The following is a 24,261-nucleotide window of genomic DNA, read 5'->3' as shown; positions in this document are numbered from 1 at the left end:
GTCATTCTTCAAAAGAGACAGCCCATGCTGAGCGCCATGCCATAGCGCACGACGGAGTCCTTCACGTCTTCGCGCTCGGCATCGATGCGCACGTGCCAGTTCTCAGACACCGGCATGACCATGCCCAGAAAGACCGTCCAGGATTCCAGGCTCTGATCCTGCTGGATGGTTTGATTGGTAAGAGACTCCACCGACTGCCCGCCGCCAAGGCGAATCATCCAGCGTTCCTTCGGTTCCCACATGATGAAGGCGAGCCATCCATCCGTGTCTTCGCCCGTGTCATAGTGCAGGCGGATCCATGAGGCGCTCACGGTCCATCCATTCTTGATCGCCTGCTCCCAGCCCAGGCGATAGGTATCCACCTGCGCCGCTTCATAGTCGGCCCAACGTGACTCCGTCAGGAGTGTGCCGCTGCCAACCGCACCCAACTGCTTGTAGAGACGCCAGCGCAGTGCGCCTTCGACATAGGCGTTCGCGCTGTAGTTTCCTTCAGGTGAGAACCCGCCGAAGACGGAAGCCTGCACACCGGACACCAGAGGCCCCGCGGCGCCAAACTCGAAAAGATTGTCCCGCACCTCGAAGCGCTCGCCGTATTCCCAGCGCGCCCAGATGCCCCAGGACTCAATCTTGGTGGAGATCGCAAAGAACGTGCTCCACCAGTTATCGCGCTCGCCACGCTCGAACGTGCTGCCTGTCACTCCGAAATCCGCACGCCACTTTGTCTGGTTGTCGATGCGATCAATGCGCTTCTGAATATCGGGCGAAGGATCCACCTCCAGAGCACGCGCGTAGAGTTCACGTGCCTGCTTGAACTTGGAACGATCATACTCCAGATCGCCCAGGCCGGTGAGCGCGTCCACCTGCCTCGGGTTCACGGACAGCACCTCTTCATAGTAACGGCGGGCTTCCTTGGGATCGCCACGCCAGGTCGCGACGCGGCCACGCATGACCAGCACTTCTTCATTCTTGGGGAACTCAGCATCCAGTTCGTCGAGGCGCTGATCCGCAGCGGCATAGTCTGACTTCCATGCCATCACACGGGCCTCTGCCACGCGAAGGTCATAGTCCTTCGGCGCGATTGCCAGACCCTTGCGAATGGCCGCCAATGCTTCGTCATTTTTCCCCTGCCAGCCAAGCACGGTGCCATAGTTGAACCACGCCTCCGCGTTGCGCGGCTGGGCGGCAACGGCTTTCCCCAGAAGCGAAGTGGCTTCTTCAACCCTGCCGGCCTGCTTCGCCGCCAGACCATTTTCATACACTCCGGCCACGGCCGACGCGCAGCAGGCCACGGCCAGCCATGATGCCAGCGAGGTAACTGCCAGCCCCTGCCGCGTCATGCAGCGACTCCTCCCGCCAGGATGCGGCTCACCCTCGCCAACAGTTCCGCAGGGCTGAAGGGCTTGGTCAGATAGTCATTGGCTCCTTCGTCCAGGGCACCCACCACATCCGTCTCGCGATTGCGGGCGGAGAGCATGAGAACAGGGACGGCGGAGGTCTCTGGATTACGGCGCAATTCACGCAAGGTCGCAAAGCCATCCAGCACAGGCATCATTCCATCGAGGATGATCAGGGAGGGTCGCTCCACAAGCGCCAGGCGCAAACACTCTGCGCCATCAAACGCCGACACGAGCCTCCAGTTTTGCTGGATCGCCTTAAAAGCCAGAACGCGGTGCAGAAGCACATCATCGTCAGCAAGTAATACGAGGGGGAGTTTCACGTGCGCACTTTACCATAATTTTCATAATTCTGAACCAAAAAGGGGACTGAAATTGTATTCAGAATGAGGGTCCAAGGCCCTTTGGCACGCGAATTCGGGCTCTCTGAGCGGGTCTTCAGCGTCCCTCCGCCATGAAGCGCTCCAAATCCTCCGTCAGCGGGGCGGTCCACGTCTGTTCCAATTCGGGGGTTCTGACACTCAACACCTGGGAATGCAGTGCCTGCCGGGGGAGCAGCAGCCGGCTCTCCAGTGAGGGCGTCCAGTTCGTCTCCATGAACTCGAGGTAGCAGCCTTCGTCCACCCCGTAGAGCTTGTCCCCGACAATGGGATGCCCTGTAAACTGAAGGTGCACACGGATCTGGTGCATGCGCCCGGTGTGGGGCTCTGCCTGTACGAGGGCAAATCTCTCCACACCCCGGTCCGCCAATCGTTTCTCGAACCGTCTCATCACCTGAAAACCCGTGCGACAGGGTGCCCCCTGGGGATGCACGCGCTGTTTCACCCAGACACGGGATTCCATCACTTCACCCTGGCGTAGGATGGGCTCATCCACTTCCACCTGCTCCCACTCCGGCCAGCCGTGGACAATCGCGAGGTACGTCTTGTGCATCTGGCGGCGCATCATCGCCTTGCCCATCTCCCGTGCGGCGCGGCTCGTCTTGGCCACCAGCACCACGCCGCTGGTCTCCCGATCAAGGCGATTGATGATGGATACCTGCCCACCATTCACCAGCTCATACCGCAGCAACTCCCTCAGTCCATCCCACAAAGTCAGGCCAGCGTCCGCAGGTTTGCTCGGGTGGATCTGCAGCGGTGCCGGCTTGTTCACCACGAGCCAGTCATCCGTTTCCTCCAGAACGGTGAAATGGTAGGCGGCGGCCAGCGGCTGAGGCATTTGTGCCCACTGTAGCGGAGCCTGCGCGCGGTGCATCCGGAGCCTGCAGTCCGATTTTCCTCGAAATCCCGCCGGGGTGTGTCACGCTTTCCCTGTACCAACCCCTGTTTTTGCCATGATGCTGCTTCGGGTCATCCTGTTCCTGTCACTGGCATGCGGCCTCTCGCACGCTGCGGAAGCGACGTCGAAAGATCCCAAGGCCACTCCTCCTTCTGAGGTGGCCAAAGCTGCCACGCCAGCACCGGCACCGCCTGCCTCCGCCGTGATCACGGATGCGGACATGCAGAAAATCAAAGCGGATCCACGCCTGCCGGGAATCGCCCTTTCTGAAGGCATCAGTCAGGTGACAGGTACCGCCATCAGCCCGTTGCTCGGAGTGAGCGCCGTGGGTGCGTGGAAGTACATCCAGACACCGGCGCATCAGCGCCATCTGCTCCCATGGTACTGCAACCCCTGGGCATGGGGAATGGGTCTCGGCCTCGTGGCGCTCGTGCTGCTGAAGGATGTGTTCGGCGCTGCCACACCGACCCTGGTGAAGAAGCCGCTGGATTTCGCCGAACTCTTCGAGGACAAGCTGAGTGCGCTCGTGGCCAGCACTGCCTTCGTGCCGCTGGTGGCGCTCGCCATGGCGCAGGTAAACGCCATCCCGGTGCAAGACCCCGCGACCAGCATGGTGACTCCTGCGGAACTGGGCCTTGCCACCGCGACGCCACAGCTGGCTTTCCTGGAGATTCCCTGGGTCCGTGTCGCCATCTACACGCCGGTGATGATTGTCAGCTTTCTGGTGGTGTGGCTGTCGTCACACGCCATCAATGTGCTCATCGCCCTTTCACCCTTCAGGCTGGTGGATGCGGCGCTGAAGTTTTCCAAGCTCTGTCTGCTGCTGCTGGTCACGGGCGCGTCACTCATTCATCCGCTGCTTGGCCTGGTGGTCTGCCTGCCCATCATCGGGCTCGCCGCGTACCTGTCGGGCTGGGCATTCCGCTTCACGGTGTTCGGCACGATCTTCGGCTGGGACCTCCTGTTCTTCCGCAAGGCAGAGTCGGGGGATCTCAAAGAAGGCGTGCGCTGCTTCACCGCCCGCAAGAGCCATGGCCTGCCGGTGCGCACCTACGGCAAGCTCAAGGTGAATGCGCTGGGCATGCACGTCTTCCACCATCGCTCCTGGTTGATTCTCCCCGCTCGCGAAGTGGCTCTGGACCAGCCACTGGATGGAGTCACGCGTGGTCTGCTGCACCCAACGATTACCCGCAGTGACCTGCAGGGCCGTCCGCGTGCCGCCTTCCTGCTGTCACCCCGCTACCGCCACTGTGTGGACGAAGTGGGCGACCATCTCGGCATCCAGAACTTTTCCGAGAGCCCCATGCGCCGTGGCGTGGCCGCCGTGAAGGTCTGGTTCACCGATGTGGCCATGGCCAGCCGGACGCTGGTGGTGGAACGCGGAAACGTCAGTGCAAACGCTCCGGGGCAGCCTCTGCCAAGACTGCAGTAGGTGGCACGTCCATTGGGGCTGCGTCGGCATATGCCGTGGAACCGAGGCAAAATCCCCATGTCACGGCGGGCCAGCCAGGTCCCTGATAGTCAGCATGGACTGACGATGCCCGCGAACTTGAGTAAATATTTAGTCAGACTTTCTCCCTGTATGTATGAAATTTATAGCTCCTCCATCAACACACACCCAGAGGACTCTCACGCTCTATGTTCTGGATCAGCTCGCTCGTCACCGGCATCGTCACATCGGCGTTCATCTGGTGGCTCATTGAAAACTACGGTCCATGGAAAAAGATGGACGAAGCCCTGCTCACTCAAAAGCAGGAAATCGACAAGCTCCTCGCAGTGGTGGAGTCCTTGAAAGGCCAGCAGGAACAAATCTCGAAGGAATCAGAAAAACCGAAGCAGCCGGCAGCGGACAAGGGGCCTTCTGTTTCCCGCGTTCAGTTTGAGGCGGAGTTCCGCATCTACCAGGAGATCCATGGAATCGCCCACGAAGTGGTGGCAGCGCACGCGAAGGTGTTCCCTGACGAGGCTTTCATGATGCCTCCGGCCGACGAAACACAGAAGCGCTTCATCGGCGCGCAGCTCAAGCTCACGGAATGCCTCGCAAAAGGCGAGCCGTTCTTCGAGCCGCGCGTGTATGAGAGCTACAAGTTGCTGGAAGAACTCATCCTGAATCAAAAAGTCGCGCTGCTGCAGTCTACGGGCAGGGGAGGAGATAACAAGAACCGCAAGACGGATCGCAAGGCCATCACGCTCGCGCTGCAAAAGTGCGCGGACGTGATTCGCAACCGCATCTCCAATGTGGCGGTGCTGGCATCCTGAGCAGGCTGCCAGCCGGTCAGGCTAGAACCACTTCTTCTTTCCCTGGACGTAGACGCGGTCGAACTCCTCCTGGGTCATCGTGAGGTAGATGATGCCTTCGATGATCCCGATGATACCCATGACCACGCTGGCGCCGCCGCAAGTGATTGCGCCGGCGCCGAGGCTGATGGCGAGCATGATGATGCCCTCCGTCTGGAAGCCGAGCAGGAACTTGTGAATACCCAAGGAGCCGAGCAGGATGCCACAGATGCCCACGGTGGTCTTGTCCACTTTGTTGCCCGTGGCTGTGGGCACTCCGACTTGCTGTGGTGATGCCAACGCCGGTGCCAGTTCAGGCACCACCGAGATCGCAGCATCGCCAAAAAGCTCGAAGTTCACGCGATTGCCCGCCATGGGAAGTCCACTGCCCTTCCACTCCGGTCCCTGGAATGAGTAACGATTGCCATCGTCCGCTGCAATCCATCCACGATTTTCTGCCACGGAAAAGTCCTGCAAGGTGCCTTTCATGGACCGTCTTTTAGCGCACGCGCTTCACGATGGCAACCTCAAGAATCTCCGCGCAATCGCGTGACCACCCACCATGGCACGTTCGCTATTTCTCATCCAGCTGTCGCAATTCGCGGCACACCTTCGAACCCACCTTCGCACCGAAGCCAAGCCAGCCACTCTGACGGCATGCCTTTCGCAGTGAGTTCAGTTTTTCCTGAGGCGTCTTGCCCTTGCTGGTCCGCAGCGATTTTGCGAATCCTAGAGCAAGCCCGAGTTGGATCCATTTGCTGGAGAGCAATGATTGTCTCAGCCTCGCGAGCGCAGCGAGCGTTTCACGCTCTGCCTTCTCCCGGGTCACGGTCTGCTTCAGTTCCGTCACGCGCTGGGCCAGCGCACCTGCGCCTGCGGCAATGCCACCTGAAGCGGAAGAAGCTCCCAAGGAGGTGGTCAGTTCCTTGTTTGGGAAGACCTCCATTTCCGGTCCCGTCAGGAGGGCCGCGATCTCTTCCAGTTCTGCATCATTTGTCTTTGCGGCCAACTGGGCCAGCGCGACCTGCACCAGCCCTGCATGCAGGCTGCTGATGCTATCCCACGTGCTGCGCACGTAGCGGTAGAAGCGCTCACGGAACTGCGCATTGCTCTGCAACCTGGCGGCGTGATGCTTGTAGAAGTCCAACTGCAGCCGGATCATCTCCTTGATGAGGGGCTCGGGCTTGGTCGCAATCGTGTTGCTGCCATGCACGCGATACTCCAGCAGCACTTCCGGCACGATCTGGATCTGGTTCTCCAGCGCAGCGGTGGAGAGGAAAAAGTAATCATGGATGAAGCGATAATCCCGCATGGGATTTGCATGCAGGTAGGACGCGCGCGCGAAGACATTGGTCGTGGTCGCAATGAAGTTCGCCTGACCCAGCCATTCGGAAATGTCGACGCCCTCCTGCGCGCCAAGTGTCCAGGCACCATGGAACCACCGTGAGCGCGGCGCATCCTCTGGCATCAGGGCGCCGTCACCATCGATCACACGCAACTTCGTGGAGAACACTGCCTTGCCTGGATGCTCCTGTGCGCTTAGCAGGCACTTCGCCACGCGATCCGGAAGGTAGCGATCATCCGAGTTGAGGATGCCGATGAAATCACAATCCGTCGCGGCCTTCGCCACCAGCTCGTTGATGGTGTTATGGGCGCCGCGATTCTCCCGAGCGCCCACTTCCACACCACGCTTCTCGAAGGAGCGCAGCACTTCAACGGAGTTGTCCTTCGAACCATCATCAATCACAAGAATGCGATCCGGCTTCCGTGTCTGCGCCAGGACGGACTCCAGAGCCTCGCCCACATAGCGGGCGTGGTTGTAGCAGGGAATGACGATGGCAACGCGTTCAGGCATGCAATGGTTTTTGCGATAGCGAGATCAACTTCTCCAACCAGGCGCGCTCCATGACGCTCCGATCTTCCACCGGAGCCGTGTTACGCACCTTCAACTTCAGCGGTCCCAGGTTGAGCTTGCGATGGGTCGGGGGCTTCTGCAGTTTCAGGGTGTCTTCCACACCCCGGGGAAGAGCGGCGCACAGCTTCTCATCTGAGACGCTCACGAGATCAAAATCTAGAATGAGCTTTGCAAGCGCTGCGCGGCTGAGGCTGGGTGCATCCTCAATGGCGGCGGTCGTGCGCAGGCCGGTGAGTTTCTTCACCAGCCACACACACACCACGGCATCTGAACGGTAGGCATGCACAACCTTGGCGCCGCGCTTGGGCAACGACTCAGCATACCACACAGCACGGCGGGCCTGGCGGTAAAACTCTTCTCCATCGAGGGCGTCTCCCAGTGCTGTGCGCAGCTTTTCAATCTGATGACGCCAGGCGGTGCGACGCAGCCACAGGCTCTCCAGCACCACGGCATCAGGAATCCATTCGAGCTTGTTGAGCAACGCTGGGGAAAGCTCAGCGGCAGCTCCTGCAATGCCGCCGGCGATGATGCGCAGCCGCTCTTCGTTCGCAATGGAGTGCAGTGCGGACGCTTCGGCATCGGCGTCATCCATCACATAGACGATCGGCGCTTCCACGCGTTGCGATGATGATTGCGCCACCTTGTTGAAGTTCTCTCCCAAGGCGCCGGCAGTAACAGAAAGGGCGAAGAGCATGTCTGCATGCTTGCGCCCCGCTGCACCCATCCGGACACGAAGTTCCGGTTGTGCAGCGAGCTGCATCAGCGCCTCGGCCATGCCCGCTTCATCCTTGGGCTCCACGAGCAAGCCCGTTTCACCATGGCGCACCATCTCCGGAATGCCTGCCACCGTGGTGCTCACCACGGGCAGGTGACATGCCATGGCCTCGGTGATCACGGTGGGAAGAATATCGGACGCGCCCTTGGAGTCGACGATGCTGGGCAACACGAAGGCATGGGCTTCCGCCAGTTCGCGTTTGATCTGCTCCTGGCTGCGTACTCCCAGAAGCTTCACCTCCTGCTGCAGGCCTGCATCTGTGATCAGACCTTCAAGCTCCGTGCGTGCGGGGCCTTCACCGATGATGTGCAGCTCTGCATTCACACCTCTTTGCTTCAGCAGCGTCATGGAAGGAATGAGATGCTGGAAACCCTTGAACTCAATCAGGCGACCCACGCTCACCAGACGCAGTGACGAACCGCTCGCTGCGGGCTGCGCCACCGGGAAGTCATCCAACTCAATGCCATTGTAGATGCGCAGGATCTTGGCCTCATTTCCCGGGCAGGTCTGGCAGAGCAAGCTGCGTGAGAAATCACTCACGGCCACCACGAACTCCGCTTCACGCACCATTTCGCGCAGGAGATCATCGCTGCCCAGATCGACCATGAAGTCCTGGGCATGTGCGGTGAAGCTGAAGGTGAAGCCGAGCTTCTTCAGGAAGAGCGCGGAGTGCGTGGCACGGTTGGCGAAGTGCACATGCACGTGTTTCACCCCCAAGGCACGGAGCCTCGGAGCGAAGTGCCACGCATTGCGGGCGCGGGTGCGGGATTTGAAGGACTTCCCGTAGCGCTGGTCGTGGTCCTTGATGAGAGCCCCGAGCTGGGTCTCGAACTCTGGCTGCTTCACCTGTGCGTTCCGCGCTTCTTCCGGGGCGGGATAGTGGATCTCGGCACGCAGTCGATCGAGGCGCTCATGCCGGAAGGAGTCCGGGGGAGGGTTCAAAGAGAATACCTCCAGATCAAAGCCCATGCCTTCGAGCGCGAGCATTTCCGAGTCGCAAAAAGTCTGCGAGACCACGGGGTAGCGGCTGTAAAGGTAGGCCAGGCGAGGGCGGGGCATGGACAGGAAGCATAGAGCACAGGGGAGGGGCAGCGGCGAATGAATTTGCACAAGGGCCTCCTTCCATGCTCTTTGCTAGCCACCCATGCCCGAGACCCCCTACCTGGAAACCCGCGAAGAGGTCATGTTCTTCGACACCGACTGCGGCGGTGTCGTGCACAACCTGGCCTACCTGCGCATGATCGAGACCAACCGCACCCGCCTGGCGGCCCTGCTGGGCATGAAGCTGCGGGACATGGCGCAGACCCAGCTCTTCCCCGTGGTGATCCGCACGGAAATCGACTACAAGAAGCCCGCCGTTCTCGGGGATGAACTGGTGATTGAAGGCAAGCTGGAGAGCGTCGAGCGTGTGCGCTTCTGGTGCAGCTTCGTGATGAAGCGGGTCGTGGACAGCACTGTGCTCATCACCTGCCGCCAAGCCCTTGCTCTGGTGCAAATGCCTCAGGGCAAACCCATGCGCCTGCCGGAGGACTGGGCAGAGCGCTTTGCGCACCTCGCCGCGGTGAAGGCGAAGGGGTGAACTCCTCAGCACACCACTCCCTTGCACGGGAGACAACGACTCGCAGGGAGCGGCACTAGCCTAGTGCCGTCATGTGCAGCGTAGCCACGCTAGGAGCTTGGAAGCGTCCTTAGAACTTCGGAAAGAAGGCTCCGCACCCAGATTTGCTGACCACCGGCACTAGGCTAGTGCCGCTCCCTGCGGGACAGTCGCTTCGTTCATGCGGAGGGTGATGGAGAAACTTGCATCACCCAGCGACGACGCCTGACCGCACACGGAGTGGGCGGACCACCAAGCTACTTCAGCTCAATGTTGTCAATCAACCGCGTGGCTCCAAAGAACACCGCCGTGGCCATCAGGCCATTGCTGCCCACTTCCTCGGCGGGCTCCAGCGTATCCGCATCCGTGCATTCGATGTAATCCACGCGTGAGAGGGGAGCACGTTCCTTCAGCACCTCCAAGTAGAGCCGCTTCAGCTTCTCACCGCCTTTCTCTCCCGACTGCCACGCTTCCTTTGCTTTCAGCAAACCCGCGCGAAGCGCGGTCGCTTGGGATCGCTCGTCCGCGCTGAGATAACGATTCCGCGAACTCATCGCCAAGCCGTCTGCTTCGCGCACGGTTTCGCTTCCCACAATCTCTACCGGCACATTCAAATCACGCACCATGCGCTTGATGATGGCCAGCTGCTGGTAGTCCTTCTTCCCGAACACCGAGATGTCCGGCTGCATGATGTTGAAGAGCTTCAGCACCACGGTGCACACGCCATCGAAATGGCCGGGGCGACTCGCACCGCAGAGCACCTTGCTGAGCTTCGTCTCCAGAACAATCACGGATCGATCCGGCGCATACACTTCCTCTGCACTCGGCGCGAAGATGGCATCCACACCCACGCTGGCGCACTTGGCCGAGTCTGCCTCCAGCTCGCGAGGGTACTTGGCAAAGTCTTCCTTCGGTCCGAATTGCAGCGGATTCACGAAGATGCTCACCGCCACGCTGCCGCCGTCTCCGGCAAGCGTCCGCGCCTCACGCATCAAATCGAGATGACCTTCATGAAGGGCTCCCATGGTGGGGACGATGACAAGAGGCCTGCCTGCGGACTGGGCGTGCCATTGACGGAAGTCGGTGACGGTGTGGAAGACGTGCATGGAGTGGTCTCTGCTCTTTACGCTCAACTGGTTGAGAAGGGAATTATTTCCAGTTCGAACTCATCTCCCAGAAACTAGGCATTCCCCTTAAGAGATCAAAAAGTAGTCGTAAGAAGCCCTCGGCTTTCGATCCTTTATTAATGGGAGATGTAACAAGCCGATACCTGATCGTGTCCAACCGCCTGCCCATCACAGCGGTGGTGGAGAATGGAAACCTCGAACTCAAGGCTTCCACGGGAGGTCTTGCAACCGCGCTCAAGCAGGTGTTTGGCGAGGACAACGCGACGTGGATCGGCTGGCCCGGTGAAACAGGGGCGCTCATGCGCAAGGCGCGCGAGCAGTTGGAAGACGGGCTGGAGAAGGCAGGAATGGTGCCCGTCTATCTCGCAGCAAAGCAAGTCGAGCGCTTCTACGAAGGTTTCTCCAACGGCGTGCTATGGCCGCTCTTCCACTACCTGCTGGATACGGTGCGTTCTGATGCAGGACGTGACTGGGAGGCGTACCGCGAGGTGAACGAAAAATTCGCCGAGGCCGTAGTGGCGGTCTACAAACCCGGCGATCGCATCTGGGTGCAGGACTACCAGCTCTGCCTCGTGCCCGGGATGCTGCGGAAGAGATTGCCACAAGCATCCATCGGCTTCTTCCTGCATATTCCGTTTCCCGCTTCGGGAGTGTTCCGCATCCTTCCCTGGAGACGCGAGATCCTGCAGGGCTTGCTTGGCGCAGATCTCATCGGCTTCCACACCTTCTCCTACGCCCGCCAGTTTTCCTCCTGCCTTCTGCGCATTCTCGGGCTCGAGAGCAATGTGGATACGGTCACTCACGACGGAAGACTGGTGCGCATTGGCGCGTTCCCCATCAGCATCGATACCGAGCATTTCGAAACGGCCTCGGCGCATCCCGAGGTGACTGCCAAGGCCGAGGAGATCCGCCACCATCATCCGGGCTGCAAGATCCTCGTAGGCGTCGATCGACTTGACTACACCAAGGGGCTCAAGCGCCGCGTGCTTGCGATCGAGCATTTGCTGGAAAAGCATCCGGAACTCGCCGGCAAGTTCAAGTTCATCCAGGCTGCCGTGCCCTCACGTGCAGGCGTGGAAGCGTACAAACAGCTGCGCAAGCAGATCGATGAACTCGTGGGACGCGTGAATGGACGCTTCTCCACCATCAGCTGGTCGCCGGTACAATATCTCTATCGTGGACTGGACGGACATGAACTGCTGGGCCTCTACCGCGCAGCCGATGTCATGCTCGTGACGCCCCTGCGTGACGGCATGAATCTCGTGGCGAAAGAATTCGTCGCCTGCCGCCATGATGATGATGGGGTGCTGGTGCTCAGTGAATTCGCCGGCGCCGCATGGGAGATGGGGGAGGCCATCATTGTAAACCCTTACAACGAAGACGAGCTGGCCGATGCCATGCATCGCGCGCTGACCATGGATGAGCCGGAGCGACGCTTCCGCATGCAACGGCTGCGCAAGCGTGTGCGAGACTGGACGGTGCATGAATGGGTGCGGCAATTCGATCAGGCACTCACCCTGGTGACGACGGAGAATGCCGCGTGGCATCGCACCACTTCGATGACACCTGAAGTACTGCAACACATCCGCCAGGCCGAAAAGCTCGTGCTGGTGCTCGACTACGATGGGACGCTGGTGCCTTTCGCACCCACGCCGGAGCTGGCCGTTCCAGACCCAGCCCTGCTCGAGTTGCTGCAGAAGCTCACTCGCAGGCCCGGTACTGAAGTGCACGTGGCCAGCGGACGCGATCGACACACGCTGGAGAAGTGGCTGGGACATCTGAAGCTCGCGATTCACGCGGAACACGGCTTCTGGAGTCGCGCCCGTGGTTCCACGGAATGGGTACCGGCAGCAAAGATCGCCGAAGGCTGGCGTGAGAAGGCCCGGGCGATCATGGAAGAGTTTGCCGCGCGGACTCCCGGCGCCTTGGTGGAGGAGAAAACCGCCTCGCTTTGCTGGCATTTCCGTCGCTGTGAACCAGTCTTCGCCAGCATGCAGGAGCGGGAGCTGCGGCTGCATCTCGCCGAGCTCTTCCGCAATCACGCGGTCGAAGTTCTTCGAGGAAGCAAGATTGTGGAGCTACGGCAGATGGGCGTGCACAAGGGTCTCATCCTCTCGCGCCTGGAGTCCAGCCTTGATGCGGAAACCTGCCTGGTCGCGATCGGTGACGACACCACGGATGAAGACATGTTCGCCAATCTCACCGGGCAGGGCATCGGCATTCATGTGGGTGCGAGACTCAGTCGCGCACCCTTCCGTCTCGCGGATCCCGCAGCGGTGCGTGAGTTTCTGACCTCGCTGGTTTCCAGTACACCGACCAACCGCCCTGTCGTCTCCACGAAGGGGCTGGCTGTTGTTTCCGGCAGCCCATGACTAGCCTCACGACTTCAAATCCCGACTCTCAAACACCGCAGCGCCCACCACAAACAAGGAAAAGCTCGCTCCGCAAAGGATCGAATAATTCCTCACGATGCGGACCCAGGGGATATTCTCGAGGAAGAGGAAGCGCCACGTGCTCATGTAGTGGGTGAGCATCCAGGGTCGATAGTCATCCAGGAGGCGGGTCTGGTAGAGAATCCAATCCACCAGGAGATAAGCCACGGCTGAGATGGTGGCAGCCACGGGCTTGATGCGAAAGCAGGAGAGCATGAAGGCCAGACTGCCCACGCCCACCATGCTCATGGCGATGCCCACGCTGCCCATGGCGTACCTTTGCAACGCTTCAGGTCCATCATACATCATCACCACGTTGTCCTCGGGAATGCCAAAAATCATGCCTCCACCGAAGCCGCGCAGCGCAATGCCCGTGAGCAAGACGCTCCACACCAGGAACTGCACCAGCACCACGGAAAACACGGCACAGCTCAGGAACTTGATGAACAACAGTCGCAGCCGGCTGATGGGGCGGGCGAGCACCATGCGCAGGTTGCCGTCCTCACTCTCCTTCGCCACCACGTCCCCAGCCACCAGCGCAATGAACACGGCCGCGAGCAGCAGGCTCAACGCCAGAACGATCATGCCCAGTGTGTAGGCAGAGTAGTAATACTCCGCAGACTCTCCCTGCCGCACGATGCCGCGGCGAATCATCGTTCCGACCGTCTTTCCCTGCAGCAGCCAGTAGATGACCAGCTCCATGACTACAAAGGCTCCAAAGCCGATGTACGTCCGCTTGCGCTCCAACATCTTGCGCACCTCGGCGCCCCATTGGGTGAAGAACAGTCTCATGACTTGACGTTGCCTTGGGGAGTTCTGCTGCTGAGTTCCAGATAGATGTCTTCCAGGGTGCGGCGATGCGGACGCCACGAGTCGATACGGACACCCGCCTTCACGAAGCGGCTCAGGACTTCGGGTCCTGTGAGTCCATCATTCAGCGCAATCAAACCATCAGGAGGCAGCGCGAGTCCCATGTCCCGCGCCACATGCTGCGCAGCTTCCACGTCCTGGGTCTTGAGCTCGAACTCGACGCGAGTCTCTCCGGTCGGCTTCACCACATCTTCGTGCACCTTTTGTCCCTCCCGCAGGATGATGCAGCGATCACACATCATCTCGACTTCTGCGAGAAGATGGGAATTCAACAGGATGGTGAGCCCATGCTCCTTGCGCAGCCGGAGCACGGTCTCGCGAAACTCGTGGATGCCTTCCGGATCCAGGCCATTGGTCGGTTCATCGAGCAGCAACACCTTCGGCATGGGAAGCAGTGCCTGCGCGAGCGCCAATCGCTGCCGCATGCCATGGCTATAGGTGCGGACCTTCGAGTGGATGCGATCCGTCAGGCGCACCATGTCCAGGGTGCGCTTCACCTGCGCTTCATCCCACCAGCCGCTGAAGGCGCAAAGGGTCTTCAGATTGCGCCAGCCAGTCATGTACTCATAGAAGCAGGGCGTCTCAAAGATGGCGCCAATCTGCCGCAGGGCTTGCGCGCGTTCCTTCTGCACGCTGTGTCCGGCGATAATCACCTCGCCGGCATCCGGGCGCACCATGCCGAGCATAATGCCCAGTACCGTGCTCTTGCCCGCACCGTTGTGCCCCAGCAAACCACATATTTCGCCCTCATTCACAGAGAAGCTCACATCCGACAGCGCGGCGCGACTGCGGGTGAAGTATTTGGTGAGGGAATTGGCGGATATCATCGGAAGCCGTTCGTCACTCGCTCTCTCGCTTATTCGTCCACGACGAACTGAATCTCCCGCGCCACGTGCCCATCCGCATACAGGATGTTCACCTCCACCTCGCGATACTTGTGAAAGTTCTCCTTGTCGCTGATCACCGGGATGCGCGAGCCATCCCGGATGATGCCCATCATGCTCATGCCTGAGATATGCTGGCCGTTGAGGAGGTTGTTCCAGATGTAGCTGGTACCCGTCTGCTCAAAGAAGTGCTTGTTGTCCGCCGGACAGCGGAAGGCATCTGGATCCTCGACGTACTCATGCAGCGTGTTGTCGATGGCATCCTCGTCGCTGTCCTTGCTTTCACGTGCGATCACCAGGGTGGGCATCACATTGTTGTGGTCCGCCAGGTATATCTGCAATCCGTTGCCAATGCCACGGAGATGGCCCATGCACTTGGACGCACGCGCGCTGTGCACCACCCGGTTCGTGGCGGGAATCGCGATCGACACCAGCACCGCGATGATGCAGATGGTGACCAGAAGCTCAATGAGGGTAAACGCCTGCCCCCGGCCGCGTGGCCTGCTCGGGCGAGGTGGGGTGGAGTTCATGACAATGAGGTCCGGGTTGATCGTCACTAGCGCCGGCGGGGCATGCCGTTGATGCGCTGTTGCATTTCCTCCATGAGCGGCGCGAGATCCATCTTCGTCTCCGCGCTGGCCTCTTCGTAATAAGCGCTCAGGCCCTTGTCCACCATCTGCTGGAAGACCTTCTCGTCCCGCTCCTGCAGACGCTCCATGTTCTGCCCGTCGACCTGGTTGCGCTGCATGTCCTTGCGCGCCTGATCCACGACGCGCTGACGCTCTTCGCGCGACATCTGATTGAAGGCTTTCATCACGCTCTTGAAGTGCTGCTCCACGGTCTCCTTCATGAAGTAGCCCCGCTCTTCTTCAGACAGGGACTCCATGAAGGCGCGCCACTGCTCCTGGTCGCGATCCTCCTCCCGCATGCGGCGGCGCTGGTCGAAGTCCAGCAGGTTGACCTCCACGATGATCTTGTCCAGCTGCTCCCTACGCTGGGCGTCGCTGAGCTCGGCATTCTCATCCAGCATCCAGGGCACCTTGCCGATGGCGCTGAGCACTTTCTCCGGAGTGGTGGTGTGCTTTTCCGTGAGGCTCATGATGCCAGCCACAGCTCCCCAGATGGCCACAAGGGCTCCGAGGGCAACAAGGAGGACTCTGCTGTTCATGGCAGGGGAGAGAAGAAGGAGAACGCAAGCACCGCTCAGCACAGAATACCACGGCGTGGTCAGGACCACCTAGCACCGTGTTTCACCCGGGCTTTTTGGTTCACTTGCGCCCGAGCTTACGCCTCAGAATCGTGCCAAATTCCGCCACTTCCTCATTTTTCAGCAATGCGTTCATGCCGAAGTAGACGGCGGCCGCCCCCCCGATGGTTACACAAAGGAAAAGAATGCGGAGAACCAGCGCCTTTTCCGTGAAGTGCGCCAGCAGGGTTGCGTTGCAAATCCAGCACACCGCAGCCATGCAGATCACAGAAACGAGCAGCTTGCCCGCATTGATGGCGAGGCCCTTGCTGTCCAGGTCGCCGGCCACCTTGCGCATGGCATAGAAAAGCAGGGCGAAGTTCACAAATGCGGACACACTGGTGGAAAGCGCCAGCCACTCGTGACCCAGCTTCAGCCAGAAGACGGTGATGGTGTTCATGGTCGCACTCACCGCCACCGCCACAAGACTCACCACCAGCGGCACAAAGCGCCTCTCGATCGCGTAGAAAGCAGGCTGGATGACCTTGATGCTGGAGAAGAAGACGAGACCCCACGCATAGCTCTGCAGGGCGATGGCAGCCATGTGGGTGTCATACGCCGTGTAGCGGCCACGCTGGAAAATCAGGGAGATGATGGGCTCCGCGAGGATCGCCAGGCCCACGGCGGCGGGCAGGGTCATGAGGAATACCAGCTTCAACCCGCGTCCGAGCATGTGCCTGAAGGCGGGGGTCACACCCTCCGTCGCCAAGCGCGACATGGCGGGTACGGTGACCGTGGCCACCGCCACGCCAAAGAGTCCGAGCGGGAGCTGTACGAGGCGGAACGCCTGACCGAGCCAGGTCACCGGGCCGTCCTTGATGACCAGGCAGGAGGCGAAGATGCTGCTGAGCATCACATTGATCTGCACCGCGCTGCCTGAGAGTACGGCCGGCCACATAAGGCTCAGCACCTTGCTCACACCACTGTCCTTCCAGCCAAAGTCAGGGCGAAATTTGAAGCCCACTTTCCGCAGGGAGGGCAGCTGCACGAGCAGCTGCAGCAAGCCGCCCGCGAGTGTGCCCACGGCGAAACCGATCAGCGCATCCTTGCCGAACGTCGGGTCGATCCACCAACCCACGAGACCACCCACGACCATGGAGCCGATGTTGAAGAACGTGGACGACACGGCCGGCATGCCGAAGACGCGCTTCGCATTCAGCATGGCCATTACCAGCGCTGCCAGCGACACCAGCAGGATGAAGGGATACATGATCTGCGCGAGACGGACCGTGTACTCGATCTTCTCAGGCGTTTCCGTGATCCATCCCGGGCTCAGCAGGCGGATGATGAACGGCGCCAGCAGCACGCCGAACACCGAGATGATCGACATGAAAACCGCCGCGAGCGTGAGCATCTTCCGCGCGAGCTGCCAAGCGGACTCATCGCCCTCCGATTGCATCTTCTTCGAGAAGGTGGTGACAAAGGCGGTTGAGAGCGCGCCTTCCGCAAAGAGATCGCGCAACAGATTCGGGGTGCGGAAGGCCTGGTTGAAGCAGTCCAGCCACTTGCGGTTCTCCCCGGCGAAAAGCGCTGCGAGCAGCATCTCACGCACGAGGCCGAGGATGCGGCTGCTGAAGATGGCGATGGTGACAATGCCGAAGGCCTTCGTATTGACGCGTCCTTCAGCACCGGCACTGGCCTGGGCGACTTCCTTCTTCGTGGGCTCTTCCTTCGTGTCGTCGCTCATGCAAGGGCTTTGGCAATGGCTCTACTCGATTCACCGTTTCGCAGACGCGCGCCGCAGGCGGTCCATCACGGCAAGACCCACCCCCTGGGTGGGTACGGGTTCGGCAATGATTTCGTCCGCCCCCACCTTGTCGAGCTCGCGTAGCGCGTAGAAGAGGCGCACAGCGGCCTCCACGAGCTTGCCTTTGCCTGGGCTCAGGACGTGCACGCCCTTCCAGTCGGTGAGGTCTGCGTAACCGTCATCGGCATCACCGCGATAGCTCAGCAGGGCGTAGGTCTTGCCTTCTTCGGGAATGAAATCTTCCGGCGACTCCAGCAGGCGCAGTGGGGTGCGCGGCGCGTAGTGGCTCTCCAGCAGGCCGGGGGCCTCGGGCTTGTTCTCCTGCTTCAGGTTCTTCAGCAGTACCACCACGCCATAGGACTTCAGGTCGTCCTGAGTGATGGGGCCCGGGCGCATGATGATGATGCGCGGCTTGGGCGATGAGGCTTCGATCTTGATGATGGTACTCTCCACCCCGTGGAGCGAGGCGCCGTCATCAAGGATGAGGGGGATGCGGCCATCCAGTTCTGCCTTTACCGCCGCGGCGGAGGTGGGGGAGATGGAGCCAAATTTGTTCGCGCTGGGCGCGGCGAGGGGGCGGTCAAAGGTGCGCGCGACCTTGTTGAACACGCGGTTCATGCTGGCCCGCACGGCGACCGTGGGCATGCCTGAGGTCACGATGTCCGGCACGCAGGCCTTCTTGGGGAGGATCATCGTCAGCGGGCCCGGCCAGAATTTTTCGGCCAGCTTCTTCACCACAGGCAGGATGTCCTCCGGCACGTCCGCCACGTCTTCCAAGTCCTTCTTGTGCGGCAGGTGCACGATGAGCGGGTCGAAGGACGGACGCTCCTTCACTTCAAAAATCTTCGCTACCGCGTTGGCGTTCAACGCATCAGCGGCCAATCCGTACACCGTCTCCGTGGGCAGGGCCACCACTTCACCGGCCTGGAGCAGGTTCACCGCCTCCGCCACGGCCTGGACATAGGCTTGGGGCTCGTCGGTGTGAAGGATACGGGTGTTCATGGTGCCTAAGCGTGGGCGGGTGGCAGGGAATGGAGACGAAAAATCCACCACACGCGGGCGCGGACAGTGCGCTACGGGGGCGAGGGAGTCAAATGGGGGATGGAAATGCAGATCCGCCCCGCCGGTCGTCACCGTTCGAACTTGTAAGCGTTCCTTACAGGTTGCCGCTTCTGGAATGCGCCATTTCGCAATGGTCCCTCATTGCAATGTTTTGCCTTCGTGTACGGTTTAAGAGATTGATGTACACCCCCGGCGTAGCGCTTCTCCTATCGCTCCTGATCCCCGGAGCCCTGTTCGCTGACTCCGACCGAGTCGAAATGCTCACCACCCCCGAGCAAGGCATCCAACCCCGCGCGCTGGTGGATGGCAAAGGGGTGCTACATCTCCTGTGGTACGCAGGCGGTGCGAAAGGTGGAAACCTCTTCCATGCCACACGGCAGGCGGACAAGACCTGGAGCGCGCCGGTGAAGGTGAACAGCATCCCCCACAGTGCGGTCGCAGCAGGCACGATTCGCGGGGCGCAGTATGCAATGGGACGTGATGGCTACCTGCATGTCATTTGGAATGGGTACAAAGAGACAGGCGGCAAAGCGGAACCCATGCCCCTGTACTACACGCGGTCAACCGATGGGGGAAAGACCTTCGAGCCGCAACGCATCGTTTCCGGCGACTGGCCCATGGATGGCGGTGGAGCGGTGGCCGCGGATCCGAACGGTAAGGTGCATGTCTTCTGGCATGCAGGTCGAGAAGGCGGCAGAGAAGGTGAAGTCTCGCGCCGCATCTTCATTCGAAGTTCCACGGATGACGGCGCGAATTTTGACGACGAACGAACTATCTCTCCCGAAGGCACCGGTGTCTGCGCCTGCTGCTCGATGCAGGCGCTCGCCACGCGCGGCGGGAATGTGCATGTGCTGTTTCGCAATGCCTTCGACGCCGGGAAGAGCCGCAACATCGCCACACTCATCTCTGGCGATGGTGGCAAGACCTTCTCCTATGCCGAAGTGGATCCATGGAGGATCCATGGATGCCCCATGAGCAGCATGAGCTTGGTGGAGGTGCAAGGCGGCGCTGTGGTAGGCGCCTGGGAACGCGAAGGGCAAATCGTGTTGGGACGTTTCGGTGCTACCAACAACCAGCCCGGCAAGGTCACCGTTGCCATGCAGGGACCTTCACAACGCAAGCATCCCGTGCTCGCGACCGGACGCGATGGTTCCCTTCTCATCGCCTGGACGGAAGGCACTGGATGGAACAAGGGAGGAACACTTGCGTGGCAGATGGTGGATCAGGATCTCACACTGAACTCAAGATCCGTACCAGTCACCGCCGGTAGCGTCCCTGTGTGGAGCTTCTGCAGTGTGGCTGCGATCGGTGGGTCTTTTGTGCTGGTGCGGTAGTCCCATCCTTGCGCGAGACACCGCGGTGGCGACAGCAAGAAAGGAGCATGGACACTCTTGTCCGCCCTCTTTTCACGCATGGCGCTACTGCGTCGCAAACTTCGTGAGCAGACCACGCTTCTTCGTCTGCATCAGCATGGTGCCGAAGATGTATCCAGCGATGGCCATGAAGACGACATTGAGAAGCACGGCCCAGCCGATGTGGCCCCAAGGAAACTCGGGCGTCTTGGGATCCAGCACGGCACGCATGCCTTCGAAGATATGTGTCGCGGGGAATGCCCAGGCGATGGGCTGCAGCCACACGGGGAGTTTTGCCACAGGGTAGAACACTGCGACAATGGGCTGGATGAAGAAGGGCACGGCCCAAGCGAGGGATTCCACGGCCTGGCCCCAGCGGAGGATGAGAGCAGTGGAGATCATGCCCAAAGCCCAGCCGAAGACGAGGAGGTTGGCGAAGAAGGGGATCAAAGCCCACTCCAGCCGTACGAAGATATTGAAGTTGTATGCGATCGCCGCCAGTGCGCAGAGCACGATCATGGTGATGCAGATTCGGAGGAAGCCGATGGCGAAGGTGGCCGCCACATACTCCACCACACGTACAGGCGCGACGAAGATGTTCAGCAGATTGCGTGTCCACACGTCCTCAAGAAAGGAGATGGCCACACCTTGCTGTGCACGAAACAACACGTCCCAGAGGATCATGCCACCCACGAGGAAAAGCAGATAATCCGCAAAGGCCTTGTCCGAGTTTTCTCGAAGGAAGATGGTGAGGTTTCCCCACACCATGAGATCGACGACCGGCCAGAAGACGAGCTCAATCAAGCGCATGGGGGTGCGCGCATAGAGGAATATGTAGCGCAGGACGAGAGCGTAGATGACGCGGGGGTTCATCGGAGTGGGAAGTGCTGGGACGAAAACGGAAGTAAGCAGTAGTCAGTAAACAGTAAGCAGACCTGAGGTGCACCGGTGTTGGGGAGCGGCGATGACGATGGTAATGTGCTCGTGCAATTGAGTGGTGATATTCAGCTCCTTGACCAATGACGAATGACAAGTGACTTCGCCTCAGTCTTCAATCTCTCCGCTGCGGGCGATCTTGATGAAGACGTCCTCAAGGGAGTTGGTCTGGGAGCGCTTTACGATGTCCGAGGGAGTGCCTTCAGCGACGACCTTGCCTTTGTGCAAGAAGATGACGCGGTCACACACCTCCTCGATGTCACGCATGTTGTGCGAGGTGTAGAGGATGCTGATGCGGCGCTCGGCCTGCACCTTGCGGATGGTCTTGCGGACTTTGTCAGCGATGTCCGGATCCAGGCTCGCGGTAGGTTCGTCCAAGAGCAGCAGCTCGGGGTCGTTGAGCAGCGCCTTGCAGAGATTCACGCGGGTGCTTTCGCCGGCACTGAGCTGGCCGGTCACGCGGGTGCGCAGATCCGGAATTTCAAAAAGCTCCAGGAGCGAGTCGATCTTCTGCTTGGCGTTCTTCACGCCGTAGAGCTTCGAGAAGACGAGCAGGTTCTGCCACACGCGCAAGTTACCTGGCAGGGCGGTGTAGGCGCTGGAAAAGTTCGAGCGCTTCAATACATCGATGCGGTGCTTTTGGAAATCCATCCCGAAGGCCTCGATGGTGCCGGAGGTCGGGGTGGTGAGGCCCAGGAGCATGTTCATGGTGGTGGTCTTGCCGGCGCCATTGGCACCCAGCAGACCCAGCACCTCGCCGCGGTGAAGCTGGAAATTGAAGGAGTCCAGCGCCTTCACGCCGTCGAACTCACGGGTGAGGTCGCGGGCTTCGAGAAGGATTTCGGGGGAAGAAGCAGGCGCGGACATAGCTGAGGGCGGAAGGGGATGCGACGTCCTGGGATTCAACGCAGTGCCGAGCGGAGCGAGACGACTGCGAAGCAGCCCGAAGGGTGAGGACGGCAGGACGAATCAAACACAGAGGCGCAGAGGAACTACGGAGACTGAGACTGAACCAAGAGTGTGATGAAGGCAACGTGCGGCAGGCTCACGAGGATGCCGTGTGACGCGAGATGGCCGTGGAGGCTGGCATTGTCACGCGTTCTGCGCGCGCTGGCGGAGCCAGTGGTCGCAGACGACCAGATGCACCATGGCCTCCACCATCGGGACGGCACGGGGGAGCACGCAGGGGTCATGACGGCCACGGGCCTTCAGCGTGGTAGCCGTACCATCGCGCGTCACGGTGTTCTGCTCGCGCAGGACGGTAGCGGTGGGCTTGAAGGCAACACGGAACACAATCTCCTCGCCATTGCTGATGCCGCCCTGGATGCCACCGCTGCGATTGGTGCGCGTGCGGATCTTCCCGGCTTCATCCGTGAAAAATTCGTCGTTGTGCTGCAGGCCAGTCATGCGAGCACCTTCGAAGCCGCTGCCGATTTCGAAACCCTTCGTGGCCGGCAGGCTGAGCATGGCCTTGGCAAGGTCTGCCTCCAACTTGTCGAACACCGGCTCACCGAGGCCCGCAGGAACGCCGCGAACGACGCACTCGACCACTCCACCCACGGAGTTGCCCTCTTTTCGCATCTCCTCGATGAGGGCAATCATCTTCTCGGCCGCCATAGGATCAGCGGTGCGAACGATGTTGGACTCTACCAATTCGCGAGACAGCGTGGTGGGATCCACGGTCGCCATGATGTCGCGAACGCTGTGCACGTAGGCCAGGCACTGATAGCCGGGGAGATTCGTCGCCAGCACCTTCTGTGCAATGGCTCCAGCCGCCACCCGGCCAATGGTCTCACGGGCGCTGGCGCGGCCACCACCGGCCACCGCTCGCACTCCGTACTTGGCGTCGTAAGTGTAGTCCGCGTGGGAGGGGCGGTAGGCCGTCTCCATCTCCTTGTAGGCGTCCGAGCGCTGGTCCTCGTTCCGAACGATGATGGCGATGGGTGTGCCCACGGTCTGGCCGTCCACCACGCCGGAAAGAATCTCCGCCCGGTCGCCTTCCTTGCGCTGAGTCACAATCTTACTCTGGCCAGGACGGCGGCGGTCCAACTCGACCTGGATGTCCTCTGCGGTCAGTGCCACTTGGGGCGGGCAACCGTCCACAATGCAGCCCACGGCAGGGCCATGGGATTCACCGAAGGTGCTGACGCGGAAGAGAGTGCCGAAGCTGCTGGCCATGCCGGTGGAAGGTCTGAGAAGCAGCCAGCCGGAAAATCACGCACCGTTGGGAAAGCTTCGAGGGGATGGATACTCTGGCGAGAAGTCAGTCCGATGCAAGACAGACGTTCTTGAGATTATTTGGAGATCTTGATGATCAGGATAACTTCACTAATGAGAATGTTATCTGGTTTGAGCGATTGGGGTCGAGTTACCCACAGGCATGTATTCTAGTTTATCTAAAGCCCGATCCTTTAATAACAGTAGGAGCTGTGAATATGTGAACAAGTTCGTTCCTTGGGCCATTTATTGGCGTTCCACAGGCAGATCGACTGCGGATTACTTTGTGAAACGACGTGGATTCTCAGATGTGGAACTCACCTCTGGGAAGAGTTGTCGAATTGTTGGAATGATCTTCGCAGGGTTGTTCGCAGGGTTGAGAGGCTGCGTTTTCAGCGATCCATTCGTTGAGCGACGGGTTCTTCAAAGCCTTTTGGGCGGCAGCGACCTCTGCTTCCTGTTTGCTCCGGCCGGAGCCATGAGCCAGATCCCGACCCGCCCAAGTGACCGCCACTTCAAAGGTGCGGGCGTGGCTCGGGCCATCCGTGGCCACGATGCGGTAGGTGGGTGTTTCGCCTCCGTGGTTCTGTAGCAACTCCTGGAGTTGGCCTTTGGGGTTCTGCTCCACGGGAGCTTCCCGCAATGCGGCGATCTCTGCCGCCCAGAGGCGCAAGACCAGCGGACGGGACTTCTCGAAGCCGGAGTCCTGGTGTACGGCGCCGATGATGGCTTCCAGGGCGTCTGCCAGAATCTTGTCGCGGTCGCGGCCGCCACTGGAGTCTTCGCCACGGCCAAGGATGAGGTGCTGACCCAGCTCGAGCTGACGGGCGAGGCGGGCCATTGTGGCGGTCTGCACCGCGCGCGTACGCAGCTTGGTCAGGAGGCCTTCCGACTCGTTGGGAAACTGCTCAAAGAGAGCTTCAGAGACGGCGAGCTGCACCACGGCATCCCCCAGATGCTCCAGACGCTGAAAATGAAACCCGGTACGGGCTTCCTTGTCGCCATCGGGCGGAGGCGGGGCGTTCTTTTTTACGCGCTGTTTGTTGTGCGCGATGCTGGGGTGGGTCAGAGCTTCGCGGAGCAGGGAACGTCGCTGGAATTTGTAATCCAGCCGGGCCTCCAGAGATGCCGTGTTGTCTCCCATGATTTCTG

22 protein-coding genes are annotated in these 24,261 nt (G+C 60.3%); 5 read left to right on the top strand and 17 right to left on the bottom strand.

What is annotated here, in order from left to right; translation table 11 throughout:
• Nucleotides 1-8: 8 nt before the first annotated feature.
• The 3 genes from DES53_RS22990 to DES53_RS22980 all read right to left on the bottom strand — a co-directional run bounded on the left by DES53_RS22990 (nt 9) and on the right by DES53_RS22980 (nt 2,612).
• Nucleotides 9-1,337: a tetratricopeptide repeat protein gene (locus tag DES53_RS22990; RefSeq protein ID WP_113960666.1), complete on the bottom strand. Its 1,329-nt coding sequence runs from the start codon at nt 1,335-1,337 to the stop codon at nt 9-11.
• Nucleotides 1,334-1,717 (bottom strand): response regulator transcription factor, encoded by a 384-nt coding sequence (locus tag DES53_RS22985; protein ID WP_113960665.1) that lies wholly within the window; start codon nt 1,715-1,717, stop codon nt 1,334-1,336. Before DES53_RS22985 ends, DES53_RS22990 begins: the two co-directional genes overlap by 4 nt.
• A 115-nt stretch (nt 1,718-1,832) precedes the next feature.
• The gene (locus DES53_RS22980; protein WP_113960664.1) at nt 1,833-2,612 is read right to left on the bottom strand and encodes an RluA family pseudouridine synthase; all 780 of its coding nucleotides are present in this window, start codon (nt 2,610-2,612) and stop codon (nt 1,833-1,835) included.
• Nucleotides 2,613-2,727: 115 nt separating this feature from the next.
• Here DES53_RS22980 and DES53_RS22975 point away from each other — a divergent pair, with 115 nt between their 5' ends.
• Entirely contained in the window at nt 2,728-4,104 is a 1,377-nt protein-coding gene (locus DES53_RS22975; RefSeq protein WP_113960663.1) for a hypothetical protein, read from the top strand.
• 206 nt (nt 4,105-4,310) lie between these two features.
• Nucleotides 4,311-4,931, top strand: a complete 621-nt coding sequence (locus tag DES53_RS22970; protein WP_113960662.1) for a hypothetical protein — start codon at nt 4,311-4,313, stop codon at nt 4,929-4,931.
• A gap of 21 nt (nt 4,932-4,952) precedes the next feature.
• Here DES53_RS22970 and DES53_RS22965 read toward each other — a convergent pair whose 3' ends face one another.
• The 3 genes from DES53_RS22965 to DES53_RS22955 form a co-directional block, all read right to left on the bottom strand.
• Complete coding sequence (locus DES53_RS22965) at nt 4,953-5,438, bottom strand: TM2 domain-containing protein (protein WP_211325650.1); 486 nt, start codon at nt 5,436-5,438, stop codon at nt 4,953-4,955.
• An 85-nt stretch (nt 5,439-5,523) separates the two neighbouring features.
• On the bottom strand, nt 5,524-6,804 hold the full coding sequence (locus tag DES53_RS22960) for a glycosyltransferase family 2 protein (RefSeq protein ID WP_113960661.1): 1,281 nt from the start codon (nt 6,802-6,804) through the stop codon (nt 5,524-5,526).
• Entirely contained in the window at nt 6,797-8,698 is a 1,902-nt protein-coding gene (locus DES53_RS22955) for a glycosyltransferase family 4 protein (RefSeq protein WP_113960660.1), read from the bottom strand. Before DES53_RS22955 ends, DES53_RS22960 begins: the two co-directional genes overlap by 8 nt.
• A gap of 85 nt (nt 8,699-8,783) precedes the next feature.
• On the opposite strand from DES53_RS22955, the gene DES53_RS22950 reads away from it, so the two are divergent.
• Nucleotides 8,784-9,218 (top strand): acyl-CoA thioesterase, encoded by a 435-nt coding sequence (locus DES53_RS22950; RefSeq protein WP_211325649.1) that lies wholly within the window; start codon nt 8,784-8,786, stop codon nt 9,216-9,218.
• A gap of 275 nt (nt 9,219-9,493) precedes the next feature.
• On the opposite strand, the gene panC is transcribed toward DES53_RS22950, so the two are convergent.
• On the bottom strand, nt 9,494-10,342 hold the full coding sequence (gene panC / locus DES53_RS22945; RefSeq protein WP_113960659.1) for a pantoate--beta-alanine ligase: 849 nt from the start codon (nt 10,340-10,342) through the stop codon (nt 9,494-9,496).
• Nucleotides 10,343-10,482: 140 nt separating this feature from the next.
• Here panC and DES53_RS22940 point away from each other — a divergent pair, with 140 nt between their 5' ends.
• Nucleotides 10,483-12,735: a bifunctional alpha,alpha-trehalose-phosphate synthase (UDP-forming)/trehalose-phosphatase gene (locus DES53_RS22940; protein WP_113960658.1), complete on the top strand. Its 2,253-nt coding sequence runs from the start codon at nt 10,483-10,485 to the stop codon at nt 12,733-12,735.
• Between the two features lie 6 nt (nt 12,736-12,741).
• Here the strand turns inward: DES53_RS22940 and DES53_RS22935 are convergent, their stop codons facing one another.
• The 6 genes from DES53_RS22935 to DES53_RS22910 all read right to left on the bottom strand — a co-directional run bounded on the left by DES53_RS22935 (nt 12,742) and on the right by DES53_RS22910 (nt 18,544).
• Nucleotides 12,742-13,587, bottom strand: coding sequence for an ABC transporter permease (locus DES53_RS22935; RefSeq protein WP_113960657.1), 846 nt, complete (start codon nt 13,585-13,587; stop codon nt 12,742-12,744).
• Nucleotides 13,584-14,492 carry an ABC transporter ATP-binding protein gene (locus DES53_RS22930; RefSeq protein ID WP_113960656.1) on the bottom strand — a complete coding sequence of 303 codons (909 nt, stop codon included), beginning with the start codon at nt 14,490-14,492 and terminating at the stop codon, nt 13,584-13,586. The genes DES53_RS22935 and DES53_RS22930 overlap by 4 nt, the downstream gene beginning before the upstream one ends.
• A 29-nt stretch (nt 14,493-14,521) precedes the next feature.
• Nucleotides 14,522-15,079 carry a type II secretion system protein gene (locus tag DES53_RS22925; RefSeq protein ID WP_147263564.1) on the bottom strand — a complete coding sequence of 186 codons (558 nt, stop codon included), beginning with the start codon at nt 15,077-15,079 and terminating at the stop codon, nt 14,522-14,524.
• A gap of 26 nt (nt 15,080-15,105) precedes the next feature.
• Nucleotides 15,106-15,717 (bottom strand): hypothetical protein, encoded by a 612-nt coding sequence (locus tag DES53_RS22920; protein ID WP_113960654.1) that lies wholly within the window; start codon nt 15,715-15,717, stop codon nt 15,106-15,108.
• A gap of 100 nt (nt 15,718-15,817) precedes the next feature.
• The gene (murJ, locus tag DES53_RS22915) at nt 15,818-17,482 is read right to left on the bottom strand and encodes a murein biosynthesis integral membrane protein MurJ (RefSeq protein ID WP_113960653.1); all 1,665 of its coding nucleotides are present in this window, start codon (nt 17,480-17,482) and stop codon (nt 15,818-15,820) included.
• A 30-nt stretch (nt 17,483-17,512) separates the two neighbouring features.
• On the bottom strand, nt 17,513-18,544 hold the full coding sequence (locus DES53_RS22910; protein ID WP_113960652.1) for an L-threonylcarbamoyladenylate synthase: 1,032 nt from the start codon (nt 18,542-18,544) through the stop codon (nt 17,513-17,515).
• A 317-nt stretch (nt 18,545-18,861) separates the two neighbouring features.
• Here DES53_RS22910 and DES53_RS22905 point away from each other — a divergent pair, with 317 nt between their 5' ends.
• A complete protein-coding gene (locus DES53_RS22905) occupies nt 18,862-19,938 on the top strand; it encodes a sialidase family protein (RefSeq protein ID WP_170157323.1) in 1,077 nt (358 codons plus the stop codon).
• A gap of 84 nt (nt 19,939-20,022) precedes the next feature.
• Here the strand turns inward: DES53_RS22905 and DES53_RS22900 are convergent, their stop codons facing one another.
• From DES53_RS22900 to rnc, 4 genes are all read right to left on the bottom strand, one after another.
• Nucleotides 20,023-20,829 (bottom strand): ABC transporter permease, encoded by an 807-nt coding sequence (locus DES53_RS22900; protein WP_113960650.1) that lies wholly within the window; start codon nt 20,827-20,829, stop codon nt 20,023-20,025.
• A 171-nt stretch (nt 20,830-21,000) separates the two neighbouring features.
• Complete coding sequence (locus tag DES53_RS22895; protein WP_113960649.1) at nt 21,001-21,759, bottom strand: ABC transporter ATP-binding protein; 759 nt, start codon at nt 21,757-21,759, stop codon at nt 21,001-21,003.
• Between the two features lie 225 nt (nt 21,760-21,984).
• Nucleotides 21,985-23,070 (bottom strand): chorismate synthase, encoded by a 1,086-nt coding sequence (aroC, locus tag DES53_RS22890; protein ID WP_113960648.1) that lies wholly within the window; start codon nt 23,068-23,070, stop codon nt 21,985-21,987.
• A gap of 343 nt (nt 23,071-23,413) precedes the next feature.
• Nucleotides 23,414-24,253, bottom strand: a complete 840-nt coding sequence (gene rnc, locus DES53_RS22885) for a ribonuclease III (RefSeq protein WP_113960647.1) — start codon at nt 24,251-24,253, stop codon at nt 23,414-23,416.
• Nucleotides 24,254-24,261 lie beyond the last annotated feature (8 nt).

Origin of the sequence: Roseimicrobium gellanilyticum, assembly GCF_003315205.1 — a bacterium.
Lineage (GTDB): Bacteria > Verrucomicrobiota > Verrucomicrobiia > Verrucomicrobiales > Verrucomicrobiaceae > Roseimicrobium > Roseimicrobium gellanilyticum.
The sequence above is the reverse complement of the archived record's forward strand: the minus strand, read 5'-3'. Positions and strand labels throughout refer to the sequence as shown.

Excerpts from the sequence above, each read along its gene's own strand:
- DES53_RS22990 (WP_113960666.1), bottom strand. The coding sequence starts at position 1,337 with ATGACGCGGCAGGGGCTGGCAGTTACCTCGCTGGCATCATGGCTGGCC.
- DES53_RS22980 (WP_113960664.1), bottom strand. The coding sequence starts at position 2,612 with ATGCCTCAGCCGCTGGCCGCCGCCTACCATTTCACCGTTCTGGAGGAA.
- DES53_RS22975 (WP_113960663.1), top strand. The coding sequence starts at position 2,728 with ATGATGCTGCTTCGGGTCATCCTGTTCCTGTCACTGGCATGCGGCCTC.
- DES53_RS22970 (WP_113960662.1), top strand. The coding sequence starts at position 4,311 with ATGTTCTGGATCAGCTCGCTCGTCACCGGCATCGTCACATCGGCGTTC.
- DES53_RS22965 (WP_211325650.1), bottom strand. The coding sequence starts at position 5,438 with ATGAAAGGCACCTTGCAGGACTTTTCCGTGGCAGAAAATCGTGGATGG.
- DES53_RS22960 (WP_113960661.1), bottom strand. The coding sequence starts at position 6,804 with ATGCCTGAACGCGTTGCCATCGTCATTCCCTGCTACAACCACGCCCGC.
- DES53_RS22955 (WP_113960660.1), bottom strand. The coding sequence starts at position 8,698 with ATGCCCCGCCCTCGCCTGGCCTACCTTTACAGCCGCTACCCCGTGGTC.
- DES53_RS22950 (WP_211325649.1), top strand. The coding sequence starts at position 8,784 with ATGCCCGAGACCCCCTACCTGGAAACCCGCGAAGAGGTCATGTTCTTC.
- panC (WP_113960659.1), bottom strand. The coding sequence starts at position 10,342 with ATGCACGTCTTCCACACCGTCACCGACTTCCGTCAATGGCACGCCCAG.
- DES53_RS22940 (WP_113960658.1), top strand. The coding sequence starts at position 10,483 with ATGGGAGATGTAACAAGCCGATACCTGATCGTGTCCAACCGCCTGCCC.
- DES53_RS22935 (WP_113960657.1), bottom strand. The coding sequence starts at position 13,587 with ATGAGACTGTTCTTCACCCAATGGGGCGCCGAGGTGCGCAAGATGTTG.
- DES53_RS22930 (WP_113960656.1), bottom strand. The coding sequence starts at position 14,492 with ATGATATCCGCCAATTCCCTCACCAAATACTTCACCCGCAGTCGCGCC.
- DES53_RS22925 (WP_147263564.1), bottom strand. The coding sequence starts at position 15,079 with ATGAACTCCACCCCACCTCGCCCGAGCAGGCCACGCGGCCGGGGGCAG.
- DES53_RS22920 (WP_113960654.1), bottom strand. The coding sequence starts at position 15,717 with ATGAACAGCAGAGTCCTCCTTGTTGCCCTCGGAGCCCTTGTGGCCATC.
- murJ (WP_113960653.1), bottom strand. The coding sequence starts at position 17,482 with ATGAGCGACGACACGAAGGAAGAGCCCACGAAGAAGGAAGTCGCCCAG.
- DES53_RS22910 (WP_113960652.1), bottom strand. The coding sequence starts at position 18,544 with ATGAACACCCGTATCCTTCACACCGACGAGCCCCAAGCCTATGTCCAG.
- DES53_RS22905 (WP_170157323.1), top strand. The coding sequence starts at position 18,862 with ATGCTCACCACCCCCGAGCAAGGCATCCAACCCCGCGCGCTGGTGGAT.
- DES53_RS22900 (WP_113960650.1), bottom strand. The coding sequence starts at position 20,829 with ATGAACCCCCGCGTCATCTACGCTCTCGTCCTGCGCTACATATTCCTC.
- DES53_RS22895 (WP_113960649.1), bottom strand. The coding sequence starts at position 21,759 with ATGTCCGCGCCTGCTTCTTCCCCCGAAATCCTTCTCGAAGCCCGCGAC.
- aroC (WP_113960648.1), bottom strand. The coding sequence starts at position 23,070 with ATGGCCAGCAGCTTCGGCACTCTCTTCCGCGTCAGCACCTTCGGTGAA.
- rnc (WP_113960647.1), bottom strand. The coding sequence starts at position 24,253 with ATGGGAGACAACACGGCATCTCTGGAGGCCCGGCTGGATTACAAATTC.